The sequence below is a fragment of the Paenibacillus sp. N3.4 genome (genome assembly GCF_008017805.1).
GTDB lineage: Bacteria > Bacillota > Bacilli > Paenibacillales > NBRC-103111 > Paenibacillus_E.
The window spans coordinates 1-14841 of record NZ_VRTT01000112.1 but is presented as its reverse complement, the minus strand read 5'-3'; the positions used below and the strand labels follow the sequence as shown (position 1 = coordinate 14841).

The following is a 14841-nucleotide window of genomic DNA, read 5'->3' as shown; positions in this document are numbered from 1 at the left end:
ATCCGATAATCCAAATCAGAAGGCAAACCACGTCAGTCACAGAGTAGAAATAGCAGCCATTAGTCCAAAGACAGAGTAAGCGTCCACGCTCTATATGACTTTAGTGGAATTCGTTCTACGTTAGTGTCCGTTTTCGTTTCCGACGATTCATTTTTGGGATCTTTAATGCTAATCTCCACCAGATCGGCACCGCGATGACGGCTAGCAACGCCCATAAACTTAGAGAAGCATTCCAAGAGCCATGAATAGCTTTTTGCAGAGGTACTGATAACCAAATACTCAAGACGGCCCCAATAACCATTGCTGTGGAATATAGGCCAACCATGGTAGATGCTCGATTGGGAAAATATTGTTTAATAAAGCCGGATAACAGTGGGCCGGCAATCGCTATGCCAACTCCAGTGAGGAAGGAAGTAATCAATAAAGTAAATGTTGATACGGCAAAGAAACGGAGCGCCGTGCCGAACCCAATAAGGATTAGGGCGAGCAAAATGGCTTTTTCGGTGCCCCATCTCCTGTTTAATTTTACGGCAAGCATAGCAAATATTCCCATACATAAGACAGGAAGCGATGTTAATAAACTTGCGATAGAACCACTTATGTCTAATTCTGCTTGAATCGTTCCCAAAAGTGGCGGAATAGATGTGATGGAAGGTCTTAAATTCAAGGATGCAAGGATAAGCGCTGTTACCAAGTAGGCTTTTTTCATTTAAACGTCACCTCTAATGTTGATTTACTCGCTGAGAGTTACAAATGTATTATATAGGGGAATATATAATTGAACAATGTAATCATTTCTATTATAATAATTGAAAAAACCAATGAATCAGAGGGCATCTCATGGAAACGCGCATTTTGGAAAATTTCATTATCGTTTGTAAAGAGCTGCATTTTACGCGAGCTGCCGAAATCATCGGCATCGCACAGCCAACTTTAAGCCAGCAAATACGAGCCTTGGAGGATGAATTTGATGTCCCCCTCTTCGATCGGGTAGGCAAAAAAATCATGCTGACACAAGCCGGAGCCTTGCTTTTGGAATACAGTGTACAGATGGTTCGTCATATGGCTAATGCTCAAGATGCTATTGCTCAGTTTCGAACAGGTCAACGGGGAACCTTAGTTATCGGTGTCTTGCCTTCTGATTTGGATTATCGGATTACCCAACTTTTGGTCGACTTTCATGCCATTTTCCCAAAGGTTAAATTAAAGGTGCTCTCTTCAATCGACGTTTTAAACCAAGTGTTGGACAATGAAGTTGACATCGGAATCGGTCTCTCCTCCTCTCCTGACGAACGACTCGTCCGAGTTCCTTTATCCCGGGAAGAATATGTGTTAGTTGTATCTAAAAACCATGATTGGGCAGATCGCGAGTCCATCTCGATAGAGGAACTTCGTCACATTCAAACCGTTATGTATCCTCAAGGATTTACGGGAAGAGAATTGATAGACAATTGGTGCCGCAAATATGGCTTCGCACTGGATACCATTATGGAAACGGCCTCAGCTACTTCGATTGTCAGTTTAGTCAAAGCGAATATAGGTGGGACTGTTCAACCTTATCCACTAATCAAAGCTATGGACGAACCGACACTTCATTGTATTCGAATTTCGGATGATGCTCCTTACCGCAGCTTTGAAATCGTGTATCGTTCCGACCGATATCTGGGATTTTCAGCCCAAGCTTTCATTCGCCAAACAATTGAGTTTTTCAAATAAACATAAGTCCATCTAGTTCTCAGTTTTTATGGAGCGATCCGTAAATGATGACACTACAAGTAGTAACAAGGGTAAAAATAAGGTAAATATCAAAGCAAACGGCGCCCAATTTTTAGAAAGATAATCTTTAATAAAGATCGTATTCGGATAACAAACCAAAGATAAAGCAATCATCCCGAGGGCTAAAGGCGCTATGAGTGGTTTCTCATCCTTGATATTTAAAATTTGTACGAATCCAAGTAAAGATGCGTGAAATGTAAGAACAATTTTCACGAAAATGGATAGAACCCAAATGGAAATCATAATCCCTTCCACCCGTTCAAGGAAATGACCAATACTAATATTTTTGGCAAGCGTGTAGGCTGGGAATAGTTGATTCGTCGTTAATGCCACTCCCATCACGGCTATGCTTGCCAGTGTAGTAATAAACAGGATGGCGCCACCTATCCATATGCCTGATAGTAATCCGCTCTTGCGAGCTTTCATATTGGACACATATGGAAAAAACATTAATAGAACGATTGTTTCCTGTAAGCCATAAAACGAAAATCCCCCTCGCAAAACCGGCATGATTCCAAACTCCATAACCGGTAGGAAGTTATTCATCGTAAGTTTGGGTACAAGAGGAAGAATCAGAATCAGAAACAACAAGATCAGCCATGGAAAAAAAACTTCAGCTGCACGCGAATAGACAATAAATCCGGATCGTACTGCCATGATTACGACTAGTACAAATAACATTTGCAAAACTTCTATGGGTGTTTCCTGCATAATCTGTGAGGTTACGAAATAGCCTAAATCACCAATCATCAGCGTGGCGAGCAAATAAAAAAATAGCACAAATGCCAAAGAGATGGCTTTGCCAATCCATTTGCCAAATACCGTTTCACAATATTGGACTAAACTTTGACCCGCCAACCGTTTTCCCAGTACCACATACAAAAGAGCATTTAAAACATTCATACCCACACCGACTATACAAGCCAGCCAAGCATCCTGCTTGGCCTCGTGAGCAAGTCCAGAAGGTGTAATGAGAATGGAAGTGCCAATCATAAAAATAGTGACGAGTATCCCGAATGAACGGCCGTTAATAACCCCAATTTTCTCCATGGAGCAAGCTCCTTTCATTGTAATAATGCATAAACCATTCGGGGATACGGACCTAGTACGGCCTCAATCCAATTGAGCGGATTTGGCATATGCACATACAAACTTTGTGCTGTACTGACTAAGGTTACTAAGAGCGTAATCACGCTAAGTATGGAGAGTTCTTTATACGACTCCTCCATCCACATACGAGGGATTTCCTTCCCAATTACCCAGCCTAACGTTAGTACAACCCCTGCTAATAGCCACATGAGATACTCCTTATTCAGTTGTTATTTGACTGATCGGCTGTAAGATGGTCCCCACCCTACGAACTTTCGAATTCACATGCACATGTACGTTAACGGTTTCAAATTCTTTGTTCCAATCTTTAATTTTACGCCAAACCTTTGGATACTTATGATGCAGAATGTCCCCAAATCCATAAATATCAGCACCCAATTTCTTTTGGATTTTTTTTATCGACCCCTCAATTAAAGCTTCCAGCTTAGTATTGGAAAGTTTTTCTAAAGCTTGAACAACAGATGCTTGCGACAGGTCCATTTTACATTCGGCATCAGCTATATCTTGCTCTATTCGTAACTTCACTTCGAATTCAGGAACACCATCAAGGAGGTGTACTTGGACAACCGTGTTGGAACGAATCACCTGCATGGTAATATGACCTTTACCACCTACACATGGAATAAAGCCTGTTGTTTGATTGACTGAATCTTGCACATAATTTAATGCCTTCGTATCCGCTTCATCCAACCATCCAATAAATCGATCTTCTTTAAAAGCGGCCATTCCGGCATATTTTAAATTGGCAGCTGGTTGAACATATTGGGTGTTCACCGTCTTTTCCCCGGTTTTCTTGTTTCCTTCTATTTCAACTCCTGTCATCGTTGGGCTTTTACCATGAGTCCCTAATTGTTGAAGTAAGTAGTTAAGATTCATACTGCCTGTGGCTGACCAATAATTATCCGAGTTTTCGAGCTTTGTATACATGTTGTTTGCTGGGATTGGGTCCATTTCACTTACAATTTTTAAAATATCTGAAGCTTTCACCTGTTTAGCAACAATAAAATAAAAATCCGTTCGCATATTCATATTGCGAGACAAAAAATCGAGTGGTTTACTAATGCCTGCTCTTGCCATTTCCTCTCCAAAAATGACCATTCGCAAATGGGAATAATGTAAATATCGCGGTACTTTAACGGTCATCCGAGATAATGCTTCAGGAACCGTTGACCCTTTTTCTTCATAGGTAATGACGCCACTTGCGTTACTGGATGCTCCTTTTTTGACAGCTACTTGACCTGGACTTACGGTTTGAATCGTTATGCGGTAATGATCGTCCTCTTTATCGATTCCCATCCCCACTACGATGCTAATATCATTTAACTCATGACGGCTCCAACAACCGCTTAACATTAAAAGTGTAAGAAGCAGGAATAAACCTTTGGCTATCCTACCTTTCACATGTCATTCCTCCTCACCTGCGTTTCTGGCGAACGGGATTTTTTTGAGGGAAAGCTTTAGGCCGCTTCATCATATGAGGGAATGAAATACGGAATAGCGTGTCTTTTTGGTCGCTTAAATGAAATGGAGCGAGCGGAGACATATAGGGAACACCAAATGAGGTAAGACCGCACAAGTGAATCACGAGAGCAATGATTCCAATAAAGATCCCAAAAAGACCAAAAGAAGCTGCAAGCATCATGAGTAAAAAACGAATGATTCGAATCGTTATTCCAAGATTGAATGCCGGAAGCACAAAGTTGGAAATTGCCGTAATAGACACCACAATGACCATTGCTGCACTGACCAGGCCAGCTTCAACAGCTGCTTGTCCGATAACAAGCGTTCCTACAATAGAAATCGATTGGCCTATCGTTTTGGGCATCCTCACACTTGCTTCACGCAATATTTCGAACGTGACTTCCATAATAATCGCTTCAATAAACGCTGGGAACGGTACGCCTTCCCGCTGACTCGCCAAATTATAAAGCAATGTCGTCGGCAGCATTTCTTGATGAAAGGTAGAAATAGCAATATAAAAGGAAGGAGTTAGAAGGGCTAATCCAAACGATAAGAAACGCAGTAAGCGAATTAATGTGGAAAAATCCGCTGGTTGGTAATAATCCTCACTGGACTGGAAAAATTGTGTAAACAAAGCAGGCACCAATAGCGCGAAGGGAGTGCCGTCCACTAAAATGGCCACTCTTCCCTCCATTATGCCTGCCGCTACAACATCAGGACGTTCCGTATTGAAAATGGTCGGGAACGGTGTGATCTGTTTATCCAGAATTTCTTCCTCTATGTAATTGCTTTCCAAGATAGCATCAATATCAATAACGGCCAATCTTTGTCTAACTTCTTGCAGCACATCTTCGGACACGATATGTTTAACATAGACAACCGTTACTTCCGTCTTGGTTACCCTACCTATAAGCATTGTTTCCATCCATAGACGGCGATCTTTAATTTTACGACGCAGCATAGCTGTATTCCATCGTAATATTTCAGTAAAACCTTCCCTCGGGCCGCGAACTACGGACTGTGTATTCGGCTCTTCAACAGGCCTCCCTGTTAATTCCTTCGTCCCAATCGCCAATCCGCTTGAGCAACCTTCCAGCAGCAGAATGCTGCTGCCAGATAAAAGTGAATTGAAAAGATCATCAAAATTAACAATATCCTCAACTGTACCTGTAGAAATAACAACATTCTTGAAATGTTCCAAAAGTTGATCGGAGTCGAAATCCTCCTGCTCTCCATCACTACAGCAACTACGAAGAGAATCAATCATGGAATGAAGGTTTGACAAACCCTCGATATAAATGACTGCACCTTGTATGAATCGGTCAGAGCTGACATCAATTTGGATATCACGGACTGTAACGTCGTCACTGTTCCCTAGTCCTTGCCTTATATGAAGCACGTTATCAGCAAGCCGCAGGGTCAATTCATCATTCATAGTTGACTCTTCCTCTACCATGAGACCCTGCCTCCCGTATATTCAAAAGTGTTCAATGAGCTTATGTTCCATATATAATCCCTAAATTATTCATTCTTGGTAAAAATGAATCGTTGACTGTTCATTAAAAAAAGGACCTTCACCCTTAAAAAGAGTAAATGTCCCCGTTATATTTTAAATAGACATCTGATTAAGCTCTTTCTACGGAGTTACTTTTTGTCAGGTTTAACGGATTTCTCCCTTCCGTATAAATCCTTAATAATACGTTTCCCTGTCGGAGTTGTCGCTAATCCACCCTTGGCTGTTTCCCGATAACGTTCGGGCATACTCGTGCCTACCTCAAGCATGACATCAATGACTTCATCGGAGGGGATGACGCTGCGAATGCCGGCAAGTGCCATATCCGCTGCTGTAAATGCGGTAACGGCTCCAAAACCGTTGCGAACAATACACGGAATCTCCACCAAGCCTCCCACCGGATCACAGATAAGGCCCAATGAGTTTTTGAGCGCAAGTCCTGTTGCATGTAAGGTTTGCTCCGGCGTCCCGCCTTTTAATTCTACCAGCGCCCCTGCAGCCATTGCGATGGCACTGCCGATCTCAGCTTGACAGCCGCCTTCTGCCCCCGATACGAAGGAGCGATTAGCAATCACATAACCAAGAGCACCGGCGGTGAAGAGCCCTTGTACCATATGCTCATCTGTCCAGCCATACTGCTCCTGAGAACTGATAAAAGCTCCCGGAATAATGCCGCAGGAGCCAGCTGTCGGGGTCGCCACGATACGCCCCATACTTGCATTAACTTCTGATACGGCCAGCGCGTAGGCAAGAGCTCTTCCGGCTTGTGAGCCAAGGTAAGAACGTTCTTCATCCAAAAGCACGGATACCTTCTTGGCATCATTTCCAGTTAGTCCGCTGCGCGATAAGGTGTCCTTCGTTAATCCCCTCAGAACGGCATCCTTCATGACGGTGTAATACTGACTCATTTTAGCGAATTCTTCATCTTCTGTTCGTCCCGATTCACTGGCCTGCTCCTTCAGCATTAGCCGGTGGATGGGAAGCTGCTCCGTCTGACACAGCACGATAAGTTCCTGCAAGGTTTTGAATCTCATGGTTTCCTCCCTGATCGCGAGAACCTTTGCGTATGATTATGTAAGGTCTACGACTCGAATGAGTCTGATGCCTTCTATAGCGTTAATCGAGTCAATGAGTTCCTTTTCAATTTCCCCGTCAGCTTCAATGACCGTCAGCGCTTCGCCACTTCTACCTGTACGGTCCACATCCATATGACCGATATTCAAAGAGAATTTACTAATTTCTCTGGTAATGTCAGCTAGCACACCCATTCGATCCACGTGAAAAATAGCTAATGTAGGGTACAAACAAGTAAAGCGGATATCAAAATGATCGATTCCGACGATTTCAATATTTCCGCCTCCAATGGAGCTTCCGGTTACCAACATCGTACACGAGTCTGATTGCAATTTAAGTTTAGCGGTGTTCGGATGATAGACGCCGACGGCCCCACCGCCCGCTCTGACATAATCTATGATAAGTCCTTGCTCAGCCGCGTGATGGAGAGCTTGTGGAATTCGCTCGTCTTGTGTACCCCAGTCTAGTAATCCAGCAGCTAACGCTACATCTGTCCCATGTCCGCGATACGTATCGGCAAAGGATTGATATAAAGTGATCTTCGCTTCATTCGGTTGGCTGCCGAAAAGTTGCCTAGCTGCGCGACCAATCCGGACAGCACCAGCCGTATGTGAGCTAGACGGGCCCACCATATCGGGTCCAATAATCGAGAATACATCCTTAAAACGCATAAATACCTCTCCTTAGCGTCACGTAGCTAATCAATCCACTAAGTGAGCCTGTTTCCAAACGGCCAAATGACCTATCGCATTCATTTAATATCCCCTTCAATTCTATTCATATCCTTAATTAGATATTCAGATGGCTTTCATAAGAGTTCCTCTAATGTCGTTCTGTTGACAGACAAAAAAGCTGCCTATAATTACGGCAGCTAATGGTTATGATTTATCAATTTCATGAAGTTTTGAAGCGTTTTGACGCTGTCTAAAAAAAAGTATTATGCAACGTTAAGCTGTATAAGATCTTCCAAGCCCTAACTCAGTCAGCAGTTGCCGGTATGCAATCGATGTGCGATCTGCAGGAATATGGGCCTCGGCCTGCAAATCAAGCGGCAGATCCTCCGGAGTTTGCGCCTCAACCATCTCCCGATCTTCTTGGAATACTTGCAAATTAAATTTTATCGTATCTTCAACAGGAGCATCTTTATCGAAATTACGCGAAATCGGAGAAAACAATCTCGTATAACGAGCTGATACAGGCGAGGCACAGTTCAAGATCATCAGTTTGCCATCATTCGGAAAGTAAACCGTGAGCGATGCCGCGAATGGAGGAAAAACACGAAACTCGCGAAGCCATTGAAATCCCTCCGGCGCAAGACTATCTTGTCCTTTACCGTAATTGCTAACGGTACTCCAGTATTCAGCCAACAATTCATTACCCTCACGTTTGACAGTGTATTGCGGAACTTCTGTGTTGTTGCGATCTCCAAAAGTTTCCGTATGCACATAGGCAAAGTGTGATACATCTAAAAAGCCTTCTAATTGACGTCCTGCCGAACCGGCAATGTCAAAACTAGGTGGAAGAACATTAAGAAAATCAGGATCTTCCCATCCGGGAAATACCGGAATTTGCTCTTCAGATGATGAAAGTGAGGTCCAGATCAAACCATAACGTTCGACGGCCGGATAAACAATCAACTTTAATTTTGGAGAAATTTTGGCGTCGGGATGTGCCGGAACGGATGTGCATTTGCCTTCACAATTGTAACGAAACCCATGATAAGGACAAACGATTTCCCCATTCTCAACCCAACCCATGCTAAGCGGAGCCCCGCGGTGAAAACAAAGATCACGCGCAATGACCACTTTACCATTGCTGCGGTAGCAAACGAGTTTAACATCTAACAGCTTCGCAGCAAGTGGTTTCTCTGTCACGTCACTTGCACGTGCAATCGGATACCAATATGCAGCAAGCACTTCCCAATCTTGACGGGTGAAGGTACATTCCCTAGGAAGCTGGACTTCTGTAATCGGCTTATTATTTTCAGATATCATTGCGTTCTCACCTCACGTTGTTCTTATGTTGGGATTAATTCTAAGTGCTGCGTTAATTTACTTCACTTGTATTTATATATTTTACTGTTTCGGTACCTGAATGAGCAATATAACTAACATCATTTTGTTCAAATGACCAAATACATACGATAATGTTATGATAATTCACATAACCTTAGTTTTAGTCATAGAAAATACCCCATTTGCATACAAATCTTTTCCTGCAAATGGGGTATGTTTTAGTCATCCAACGTAACATCGTATCGTGAAAATCCTACGCTCATCCAACAAATAACAGCTAATTAATAAGCTTAAAAGTCGTTTTTATATTGTTGATATGATCAGACATTGAAGCATATTCCATAGTTAACTTCTCATCGTTTGGATCATATTCTACATCACCTGGGGGACTTAATGTGAACACTTTGTCATCCTTCTCTCCTATTTTATAGATTTGACCAACCTCCCTAACTGATGGACCGTTTTCAATCCAATCATCTTTCATCCAAATGGAAATCGTAAAAACAACTCCCCCATACCCATTATTGGCTTTGTCAATAAAATTCAAATATTCAGTTCCTGCTTCTGTGATTCTGTTCACTACTTCATATTTCCCTTCCCACGTTTGGGGAAGATTAAGCGTAAAATTATGCTTCATATTTTTATATATAATGGTTGGAACATCCTGAACAATATGATTATTTACGGCTCCAATATGAAGATTAACTGCCGAATAAGTCCTAAAATCTCCTAACCCCTCAGAAACGAAAGTCTGGGAATCCACTCCAAAATCATTTCCTGTTAGGTCAATACCACCAATTTTTTCGCTTTTATCATTAAAAAAAGATAGATTTGCTGCAATCATATTTTTGGAATTTCCCACTCCTTCCATTTTCAATTGACCCGTAACTTTTGTGTGATTACCTGATTTCGTTAAGATTAAGTTCCCTACCGATATCCCTTTGTAATCCGGATCTTTTAAATCCAGATTTCTGTTCTTGACATAAATCTTTTGTAGCTCCGTATCATAATCAATGGTTGCCCCTAAATTCTCAGCCACAAACCGAATGGGTACATAAGCGTGACCATCTACATTCAGTACCTTGTATTCATCATTAAGCGCAATTGGACTACCATTCATCTCGAAGCTAGCAGGAAATAATAAGGCTTGGATAGAACCCGAAGCGAAAGCAACAGAAGAACAAGCAATAATTAAACCACAACATAGACCTAAAATAAACTTTTTCAATCGTACACCTCTTTCATTTGTTAATTAATGTATATTTTAAGACATCTATACAACTCACGCAACAAAGCTTATCTTTTGACATATGTTTTACAAGTGGAAAGGCGGTGGATAACCATAATCACAATTTCCGGTACCCAGACACCCGTGGATACCTCCTCATGGTCTCCCGCAGCGGCAAAGATATTGAAACAGAAACAAAACAAGCCCATGTCATACGATTATGAAACCATTCAGCAAGTGCGATTCGAAATGGAACTGAGGGCCACCATCGTTGCCTCCGCGAAAGCATTAAGCCAAAGTGGATTAGGTTTTGAAAAGTTCAAAAAAGCCAAATGTAATGAGCAACTGTGGACTTTAACAGAGCAAGGCGGATTTCTGATCAGGGACGACTCCACACCGGCTATCGGAATCCGCGATATTTTTGCCAACGGGAGCAAATACGCCACCGAATGCGCAACTGCTGCTGTAATCGTAGCCTACAAAGGAATTCTCGATTCAATCCAAGAGAATGAATTCAATCGTCTCTTTTCCGGCCTGCTTCTTTATGACTGGCACATTCAGCACAATCTGCTGCTCTCCAAGCAAACGGCGATAAAAGAAGCACTCCCCGGCGACCTTCTCTATTTCAATAATCCCGATTTCTCAGCAGAAACACCGATTTGGCGCGGCGAGAATGCCGTCATGGTCGGAGACGACCTCTATTATGGCCACCCTTTCGGTATCGTATCGTCAAACAAGATCATTTCCAAATTAAACAAGTATCGCAAACCCGACAGCAACACCTCGGCCTACCTCACAGATGAGATCGTTTATCCGGATTATGTGTACCTTTCCCAATTTGCTCTTGATGTACGTCCGATTATTTTTGCACGTATAGGCTGTATACGTTACGTCGTATGAAAGAAAACCCCTTTTGTCTGTGACCTTCTTCAGTTCATTATTGTTGGCAGATTTAGAATGGCCGTAGCCTTTTAGTGACGACCGATTCCTCCTTGAACGCTTTTATTTTTCTCCGAGCTGGTATGTGTAATATTGAGGTTAATATGGATATCATGGATGGCATCGTCGGTAAGCAATCCATCTTCCGCCGGGGACATGGCCTTCCATTCGCCGTAATGATACCGGAATAAATTATACTCAAGATTCAAGATATCCGTCTTTTTATCGATCCCTGTTCGAAACAAATTTCGGATTTCAACTTCGATCGCTTTCTCCGTCTCGCTGGTTAATTGCCGAAAATTCAGCAGGCTATTATTGGTCCGGCTGACTGCGTATCCTGTCGCTTTCATTTTGACGTCATATTGCGGCCTACCCCCGCGATTCATATATTTCAGGCTCGCTTTCGGATTGTCGACGACAATTTGAACCGATGGTTCTTTACGATCCGGTACGGGGATGCTAACGCGTATCATACCGGGCTGAACCCAACGAAGCCCGGATAATTCTTTCAAGGGGATATAGCTTCTAAACGCATCACTTTTGAGAAATATCGCCCCATCAATCATCAATTTGGGCTCAGGCTTATTTTTTTCCGACCACTGTATTTTGTTAATGGCCAATGTCGGGATGCACGAGGTATATCCCGGCTCATTGATCTGTCTGATCAATTGTTGAAGCCTTATCGAAGTCACGTAGGAAGTTTGGGAGTGTATCCCTTTCGGCTCATGAAGAATAGTGCTGAGCGGAGACCGTTCGAAAAATCCGGGCACTGAAAAAATATCCTTTACCGATTCTCTCGTAGCATACACCCACGGCGTCAAACGAAATTCATGATACCGGCTAAAACTATCATAAATTCCTCTAATCCCTTCTTTTAATACGCTTTCGCTAATCAAAGAACTGTCACGTGCCCCCAATGATTCTTTCCTGAGCCGTTTCATAAGTTTGAAACAGCGCCTCCTCGAAGGTGTATCCGACCCCTTCGCCTATCCATACTTTCGATGGCCCTTTCTTACTGTCGGAAGATTTCGCAACGTTCTGGAAATCGATGAATTGTATATATCCGTAATACTTTCCATCCTTGTAATCGACGCCAATGGCGTTCGCGTAATTCAATTTTTCAATATTTTTCATATCGGTGGCGCACCCTGAACCGATTAACAATTCAACGATCAAGACAATTGTACATATCGATTTGCGCATCAGTCTTCTCACTTTTTTTGTTTTTTTAACATCGGAGTCGAGAAACGGGATCTTCTGAACGGATTGACCAAAAAAGCAGCCAACCACTCTTTAAATCGCAAGGAGGTTATCGGCTCCAGAAAGGCCAATCCGAAGCTTTCGAGCCTGCATAAATAAATCAAGATGACGAACATAGCCATGATGAATCCGTAAACGCCGAGGAAAGCAGATGCCAGAGTGATGAATATCCTGAGAATGCTGACTGTGCCGGACAAGGATTGATTGACCAATGAAAATGTAGCCACTGCCGAAATGGCGATAACGACGAGCAACGTGGGAGAAGCAAGGCCTGCCCGGATGAGAGAGTCTCCGATGATCAGGCCGCCGACAATTCCGATCGTTTGTCCGACTGCCTTAGGCATCCTGACGCCGGCTTCGCGAAGCAATTCGAACAAAAAAAGCAGCATCAGCGATTCAAGGATCATAGGAAATGGCATTCCATCGCGGGAAATGACGACCGTCGATAACAAAGCGAGTGGAATCTGATCCAGATTCACTGTCGCAATCGAAATCCAGAATCCCGGCAAATAAATGCTAAGAATCAAGCCGATGATTCGGAGCGTCCTTTGAAACATAACGTAATAATAGGGGAAATGAACGTCTTCAGGCGTTTTCAGCAGTTCCAGAAAATTGCTCGGCCCGATCAATACCATTGGAGACCCGTCTACAATAATGGCGAATCTTCCCCGCAACAAAGTTTCTATGACATAATCGGGCCGACCGATATAATCAATCAAGGGAAACAGCGAGTAAGTTCGATTCGACAGCCACTGTTCGAGCTGCCCGCTGCTCAGAACGCTTTCCGTTTGAATAGATTCTAATCGATGGCGCGCTTCGGCAATCATGTCCGGATTTGCTTTGTGGCTCAGATAGAGCAGCGATACACGGGTTTTGCTCAAGCTTCCGATGATGAACATCTCGCTGAATAACATTCCCGTTTGCAGACGCTTCCGTATCAGAGCCATATTCGTAAACAGCTCTTCCGTGAAAGCATCCTTCGGCCCTTTAATCGAAATTTCCGTACTGGATTCTTGCAATGCACGTTTCGGAACATCGGAAATATCGACCACCCAAAAGTCGGTATTCCCAGCGTAATATAGGATCAATTGACCGTTGAACAGCCCTGCTACCATTCTCCGATCGTCTTATTTATGACGAACAGAGGCAATGTTTCCGTTTGGTTTGAAGCAGTGCCTGGATGGAAAGCTGCATGGCTGACATATAGGCACAAGCTTGCGAAATACTCGTTTAGTTGATTTTTATCAATCATACCTTCGCAGTAGAGCGCCGTCAGCTTATCTGATAACTCCGGTTGCGGCAGCAGAGGAAAATAAATATCGGAATATTGAGAGAAGACTTGTATCAATGCATCCTTCTGTAAGGTTCCACTCCGCAGATTATCGTCCAACTCCGCAAAGAGCGTAACTTCCTCGGGTGTTTGATTCATTCAATATCCTCCTTTCCTTTTCGGTATAAAGGAAAATACATAAAGAGCCGCCAACATCGCGATTCCGAAAATGAACGAGTACGTATAGAAGTAGCGGTGGATGGTTTCCTGCATCCTGATGTCGCTGATTTGCATGAGAGCAGGTATGGAAACAAGAGCCGTACAGCAACCTAATACGGTTTGGCGAAACTTCGGGAATCGGCCTATAATCAGTTCGGACAGCAAATGCAAAAGAAGGGCTGATCTTGTAACACTGCCGGCCATCAGTTGAAATACAGCCAAAAAGTCGACATGAGAGATGTAGTCGCCAATCATGACCAACCGCCACTGTTCGAAGGCGGGAAATCGCATATTACCCGCTTCGGAAGGACCAAACGCGGACAAGGACCCTAAGGTAGGCCCGGCAATAAGACCTATCAGCAAGGTTAGTAGCACAAACATCGTTCCGTAATTTATAGGCTTGCTCATTTTATGCTGCAGCAGCAGCAATACCAGCAATTCTATACTTCCTCCGAACACAATCATCCCTCCGTGCAGGTTCGGCCCTATTCCTTCCACAAAGAAGGGATGAATGATGCCATAATCCTTCCTTTGCATAGTAAACAAGGAAATGCCGATACCCAGCAACCACACGATCGGCAATAAAACGGTAGACATATAAACAATCGTTTTGAGCCCCGATCTTGCCGCGCTGTAAGAAACAAGCACAAAACTGAGAACGACTACGGCGTTCGGCGTTCTGGGAAGCAAGTAGATATTTATGTTTCTTGTCGTATCGAAAATGATCAAAATCCCTAAGATCAGGAGGTATAACACCAATATTCCGCAAACGAGCCCACATCCGAATTTTCCGATCCTCTCTTTAAGCCAATCGTTAAATGTTGTAGCGCGCATGGACTTTAAAACTAGGTACAAAATCAAACTCCAACCTAACAAAACCACATACCCTAGCAAAATGCTGAACCAGGAATCCCGTCCTGCCGCTTGGATAAGATGAGGTATAATAAACACATGATTCGAGATGCCAAGGGACAGC

The 14841-nt window shown here is 43.2% G+C and carries 16 protein-coding genes; 2 read left to right on the top strand and 14 right to left on the bottom strand.

Annotated features, from left to right (window positions below; all coding sequences use genetic code 11):
• Window positions 1-115 precede the first annotated feature (115 nt).
• Window positions 116-709: an MFS transporter gene (locus tag FU659_RS32115; protein WP_147951293.1), complete on the bottom strand. Its 594-nt coding sequence runs from the start codon at window positions 707-709 to the stop codon at window positions 116-118.
• Window positions 710-840: 131 nt separating this feature from the next.
• On the opposite strand from FU659_RS32115, the gene FU659_RS32110 reads away from it, so the two are divergent.
• Window positions 841-1716 (top strand): LysR family transcriptional regulator, encoded by an 876-nt coding sequence (locus FU659_RS32110; RefSeq protein ID WP_147951292.1) that lies wholly within the window; start codon window positions 841-843, stop codon window positions 1714-1716.
• A 12-nt stretch (window positions 1717-1728) separates the two neighbouring features.
• Here FU659_RS32110 and FU659_RS32105 read toward each other — a convergent pair whose 3' ends face one another.
• From FU659_RS32105 to FU659_RS32070, 8 genes are all read right to left on the bottom strand, one after another.
• Window positions 1729-2826, bottom strand: a complete 1098-nt coding sequence (locus FU659_RS32105; RefSeq protein WP_187274540.1) for a GerAB/ArcD/ProY family transporter — start codon at window positions 2824-2826, stop codon at window positions 1729-1731.
• A 14-nt stretch (window positions 2827-2840) separates the two neighbouring features.
• On the bottom strand, window positions 2841-3074 hold the full coding sequence (locus tag FU659_RS32100; protein WP_147951290.1) for a hypothetical protein: 234 nt from the start codon (window positions 3072-3074) through the stop codon (window positions 2841-2843).
• Window positions 3075-3084: 10 nt separating this feature from the next.
• Window positions 3085-4287, bottom strand: coding sequence for a Ger(x)C family spore germination protein (locus FU659_RS32095; RefSeq protein WP_147951289.1), 1203 nt, complete (start codon window positions 4285-4287; stop codon window positions 3085-3087).
• Between the two features lie 13 nt (window positions 4288-4300).
• A complete protein-coding gene (locus FU659_RS32090; RefSeq protein ID WP_147951288.1) occupies window positions 4301-5803 on the bottom strand; it encodes a spore germination protein in 1503 nt (500 codons plus the stop codon).
• Between the two features lie 188 nt (window positions 5804-5991).
• Entirely contained in the window at window positions 5992-6894 is a 903-nt protein-coding gene (sdaAA, locus tag FU659_RS32085; protein WP_147951287.1) for an L-serine ammonia-lyase, iron-sulfur-dependent, subunit alpha, read from the bottom strand.
• Between the two features lie 36 nt (window positions 6895-6930).
• The gene (gene sdaAB / locus FU659_RS32080; protein WP_147951286.1) at window positions 6931-7605 is read right to left on the bottom strand and encodes an L-serine ammonia-lyase, iron-sulfur-dependent subunit beta; all 675 of its coding nucleotides are present in this window, start codon (window positions 7603-7605) and stop codon (window positions 6931-6933) included.
• A 276-nt stretch (window positions 7606-7881) separates the two neighbouring features.
• Window positions 7882-8928 carry an aromatic ring-hydroxylating oxygenase subunit alpha gene (locus tag FU659_RS32075; RefSeq protein WP_147951285.1) on the bottom strand — a complete coding sequence of 349 codons (1047 nt, stop codon included), beginning with the start codon at window positions 8926-8928 and terminating at the stop codon, window positions 7882-7884.
• A gap of 298 nt (window positions 8929-9226) precedes the next feature.
• Window positions 9227-10177 (bottom strand): stalk domain-containing protein, encoded by a 951-nt coding sequence (locus FU659_RS32070; RefSeq protein ID WP_147951284.1) that lies wholly within the window; start codon window positions 10175-10177, stop codon window positions 9227-9229.
• 27 nt (window positions 10178-10204) lie between these two features.
• On the opposite strand from FU659_RS32070, the gene FU659_RS32065 reads away from it, so the two are divergent.
• Window positions 10205-11077 (top strand): protein-glutamine gamma-glutamyltransferase, encoded by an 873-nt coding sequence (locus FU659_RS32065; RefSeq protein ID WP_261808197.1) that lies wholly within the window; start codon window positions 10205-10207, stop codon window positions 11075-11077.
• A 71-nt stretch (window positions 11078-11148) separates the two neighbouring features.
• Here the strand turns inward: FU659_RS32065 and FU659_RS32060 are convergent, their stop codons facing one another.
• From FU659_RS32060 to FU659_RS32040, 5 genes are all read right to left on the bottom strand, one after another.
• Window positions 11149-12012, bottom strand: a complete 864-nt coding sequence (locus tag FU659_RS32060; protein ID WP_187274538.1) for a Ger(x)C family spore germination C-terminal domain-containing protein — start codon at window positions 12010-12012, stop codon at window positions 11149-11151.
• Between the two features lie 7 nt (window positions 12013-12019).
• Entirely contained in the window at window positions 12020-12250 is a 231-nt protein-coding gene (locus FU659_RS32055) for a Ger(x)C family spore germination protein (protein ID WP_147951281.1), read from the bottom strand.
• A 77-nt stretch (window positions 12251-12327) separates the two neighbouring features.
• Window positions 12328-13491, bottom strand: coding sequence for a spore germination protein (locus FU659_RS32050; RefSeq protein ID WP_147951280.1), 1164 nt, complete (start codon window positions 13489-13491; stop codon window positions 12328-12330).
• Window positions 13485-13805, bottom strand: a complete 321-nt coding sequence (locus tag FU659_RS32045; RefSeq protein WP_147951279.1) for a hypothetical protein — start codon at window positions 13803-13805, stop codon at window positions 13485-13487. Before FU659_RS32045 ends, FU659_RS32050 begins: the two co-directional genes overlap by 7 nt.
• Window positions 13806-14841 (bottom strand): endospore germination permease (locus tag FU659_RS32040; RefSeq protein WP_187274537.1); only part of this gene is annotated, 1036 nt, incomplete at its 5' end.

Bases quoted from the DNA above. Each gene is read 5' to 3' on its own strand.
- FU659_RS32115 (WP_147951293.1), bottom strand. From the start codon at position 709: ATGAAAAAAGCCTACTTGGTAACAGCGCTTATCCTTGCATCCTTGAAT.
- FU659_RS32110 (WP_147951292.1), top strand. From the start codon at position 841: ATGGAAACGCGCATTTTGGAAAATTTCATTATCGTTTGTAAAGAGCTG.
- FU659_RS32105 (WP_187274540.1), bottom strand. From the start codon at position 2,826: ATGGAGAAAATTGGGGTTATTAACGGCCGTTCATTCGGGATACTCGTC.
- FU659_RS32100 (WP_147951290.1), bottom strand. From the start codon at position 3,074: ATGTGGCTATTAGCAGGGGTTGTACTAACGTTAGGCTGGGTAATTGGG.
- FU659_RS32090 (WP_147951288.1), bottom strand. From the start codon at position 5,803: ATGGTAGAGGAAGAGTCAACTATGAATGATGAATTGACCCTGCGGCTT.
- sdaAA (WP_147951287.1), bottom strand. From the start codon at position 6,894: ATGAGATTCAAAACCTTGCAGGAACTTATCGTGCTGTGTCAGACGGAG.
- sdaAB (WP_147951286.1), bottom strand. From the start codon at position 7,605: ATGCGTTTTAAGGATGTATTCTCGATTATTGGACCCGATATGGTGGGC.
- FU659_RS32075 (WP_147951285.1), bottom strand. From the start codon at position 8,928: ATGATATCTGAAAATAATAAGCCGATTACAGAAGTCCAGCTTCCTAGG.
- FU659_RS32065 (WP_261808197.1), top strand. From the start codon at position 10,205: ATGTATATTTTAAGACATCTATACAACTCACGCAACAAAGCTTATCTT.
- FU659_RS32055 (WP_147951281.1), bottom strand. From the start codon at position 12,250: ATGAAAAATATTGAAAAATTGAATTACGCGAACGCCATTGGCGTCGAT.
- FU659_RS32050 (WP_147951280.1), bottom strand. From the start codon at position 13,491: ATGGTAGCAGGGCTGTTCAACGGTCAATTGATCCTATATTACGCTGGG.
- FU659_RS32045 (WP_147951279.1), bottom strand. From the start codon at position 13,805: ATGAATCAAACACCCGAGGAAGTTACGCTCTTTGCGGAGTTGGACGAT.